The organism is Psychrilyobacter sp. (assembly GCF_049671765.1).
In the GTDB taxonomy this organism is placed as follows: domain Bacteria; phylum Fusobacteriota; class Fusobacteriia; order Fusobacteriales; family Fusobacteriaceae; genus Psychrilyobacter.
In genome coordinates this window covers 1-2,508 of the sequence record NZ_JBATVM010000035.1, presented here as the reverse complement: position 1 = coordinate 2,508, position 2,508 = coordinate 1, and the positions used below count along the sequence as shown (strand labels likewise).

Here is a 2,508-nt window from a genome sequence, read left to right as displayed (position 1 = left end):
ACTTCATCTAGTCCAACATGCGCTACATGAAAAACCATATATTCTGATCCCATCTTAATAGAATCCAAAAATTCGTTTTTATAAAATTCAATGAGTCTTTGACGACCCCATCCCCCATAAACTTTGATAGCTTTTTCTAAACTTTCAAACTCCTTTATTAATTCTTCCTCATCTTCTAGCCACATATGTAGCCACGATGGAAAATATAATAAATGATGCCCAATGGGTTTCACAGCTTTTATATTTTCAGGATTATAAAATCCTCCTGTCATAGTTTCGATACCATCTAATTGATGATCTTTTATGATTTTATCTAACTCATTCCATCCATCTCCTATTTTATCTAAAAAACTATCAGATACTATAAAACTAAGTAATTTTTTCATACTTATCCCCTTGTGATATATTGTTTTCTTTAAGATGTTTTTCTATGGAATTTAAAACATTTCTTTTGTCTAAACTCCACCTAGGTTCGATAAGAGTTTCACGACTTCCGTCTCCAGTTAATCTGTGGATAACCATATCTGTATCTAAAATTTCAATAGCTGTTCCTATTAGATCTATATACTCCTCCTTAGTTAAAATATGAAATTTTGTTTCTATATATAACTTTTCTAAATTTGTATTTTTAATTATATGTAAAAGATGAAATTTTACTCCCCATACTTTTTTTTTGATAATGTACTTTACAGAAGCTAACATAGTTTTATGATCTTCGTTTGGTAAACCAAAAATAATATGAGCAACAGCTTTTATATTTCTGTTATTTAATTTTTCCATCATCTCATCAAATATTTTTAATTTCCATCCTCGATTTATATCTAAAGCTGTTTTTTCATTAGAAGTTTGCAGTCCTAACTCTATCCATAAAAAAGTTTTGTTATTTAACTCCTCCAATAAATCTAATATCTCATCATCAATACAATCTGGTCTAGTGGCTATGGCTAATCCAACTACTCTAGGATGAGAAAGAGCCTCCTCGTATATTTTTTTTAGATATTCTAAATCTCCATATGTATTGGTAAAATTTTGAAAATAAGCAATAACATTTCCAAGAGGAAATTTTTTACTGATTAGTTCTAGTTGTTCTTCAATCTGTTCTGTTATACTTTTGTTTCTAGAACCTGCAAATTCTCCACTTCCACTATCACTACAAAATATACACCCTCTCTTACTCAATGTCCCATCTCTATTTGGACAAGTAAAACCTCCATCCAAAGAAACTTTATATACCTTCTCTCCAAATTTTTCTCTTAAAAAATAATTTAATGAATTATATCTTTTTTCTCCCCATCTCATTTATCCTCTCAGCTCCTATTTGTTTATTCTGTCATTATACCACGTATTTAGTTAGAGCTATTTTTATTCTAAAAAATATGGTAAAATTATAGGCAGATAAATTACACGAGGTGACAAAGATGAATACAGAAATTTTCTTAGTTAGACATGGAGAAACTATTTGGAATACTAAAAAATTGATACAAGGACAATTAGACAGTCCATTAACAGACAGTGGTATCCGTCAATCTAATCTTTTATCTCAAAGGATGAAAAAAATTAATCCTGACATAATCTATACCAGTGATTTAAAAAGAGCTGTTGATACAGCAAATATAATAAATCAGCATATAGAGAAAGATATAATTGAAATTTCTGGTGTGAGAGAGAGACATTGGGGAGTATTTCAAGGTGCAGACTGGCCAAGAATTAAAAAGTTTTTTCCTAACCAATACAAATACTATAGAAATGACAGTAAAAATTATACGATTCCAAATGGAGAATCTTATAACCAAGTCACTAAAAGAACTATGGATAGTATTGTGGACATTATTGAAAATCATAAGAATCAAAAAATAGTTGTAGTTACACATGGTGGAATTATTAGCCCATTAATCAGAACTTTATTGTGTATTCCCTATGAAACACATAGAAAGTTTATGATTTCTAATACAAGTATCACGAAGCTAGTTTATAATGACTTTGGATTTTCTATAGCATATCTAGGTGACATAGCACACTTAGAAGGGGAAGAAAAAATATTAGATGAATTAAAAGAAAGTTAAACAAAAAAGAAACACCTCTATAGAGGTGTTTCTTTTTTGTTATCTAGAAAATTATACCTGTCTGCATAAAACTTCACGTTACTTATTCTCAATTTCTTCTACAGCAGTGAGGACTAATATAACTTCTCCATTACTTAAAAGATTTAATTTTTCTCCTACAATCTCATAAGATGTAATGTCTTCTAAAAGTCCAATAAATCTATATTCTTGATTCATAGCATCTTCAGGTCCCATCATCATAGTTGACCCAATTTTGCCCATAGTAATTTTATTGTTATTTAATATATAGTTTCCAAAATATCTATTAATACTTGCATTTCCATAAAACTTTTCTAATTCAAATTTCAAATCAGCTTTTGAAGTTTCTGTAACATCTTTTAACTTTCCATCTACAATATATTGAGATAACTTCCAATTTGTTCCTATAAATTCTTTTTGGATAACT

The 2,508-nt window shown here is 29.1% G+C and carries 3 protein-coding genes and 1 pseudogene; 1 reads left to right on the top strand and 3 read right to left on the bottom strand.

Annotated elements, in window-relative coordinates:
* Together WBG30_RS01535 and WBG30_RS01530 are read right to left on the bottom strand one after the other, a co-directional pair.
* A pseudogene (locus WBG30_RS01535) lies at positions 1–386 on the bottom strand (hypothetical protein); the annotation flags it as partial.
* Complete coding sequence (locus WBG30_RS01530; protein WP_424502881.1) at positions 370–1,299, bottom strand: TIGR01212 family radical SAM protein; 930 nt, start codon at positions 1,297–1,299, stop codon at positions 370–372. The pseudogene WBG30_RS01535 and the gene WBG30_RS01530, both read right to left, overlap by 17 nt.
* A 119-nt stretch (positions 1,300–1,418) precedes the next feature.
* Here WBG30_RS01530 and WBG30_RS01525 point away from each other — a divergent pair, with 119 nt between their 5' ends.
* Positions 1,419–2,063: a histidine phosphatase family protein gene (locus tag WBG30_RS01525; RefSeq protein ID WP_424502879.1), complete on the top strand. Its 645-nt coding sequence runs from the start codon at positions 1,419–1,421 to the stop codon at positions 2,061–2,063.
* A gap of 78 nt (positions 2,064–2,141) precedes the next feature.
* Here WBG30_RS01525 and WBG30_RS01520 read toward each other — a convergent pair.
* A partial coding sequence (locus tag WBG30_RS01520) for an META domain-containing protein (protein ID WP_424502878.1) occupies positions 2,142–2,508 on the bottom strand: 367 nt, incomplete at its 5' end.

Excerpts from the sequence above, each read along its gene's own strand:
- WBG30_RS01530 (WP_424502881.1), bottom strand. The coding sequence starts at position 1,299 with ATGAGATGGGGAGAAAAAAGATATAATTCATTAAATTATTTTTTAAGA.
- WBG30_RS01525 (WP_424502879.1), top strand. The coding sequence starts at position 1,419 with ATGAATACAGAAATTTTCTTAGTTAGACATGGAGAAACTATTTGGAAT.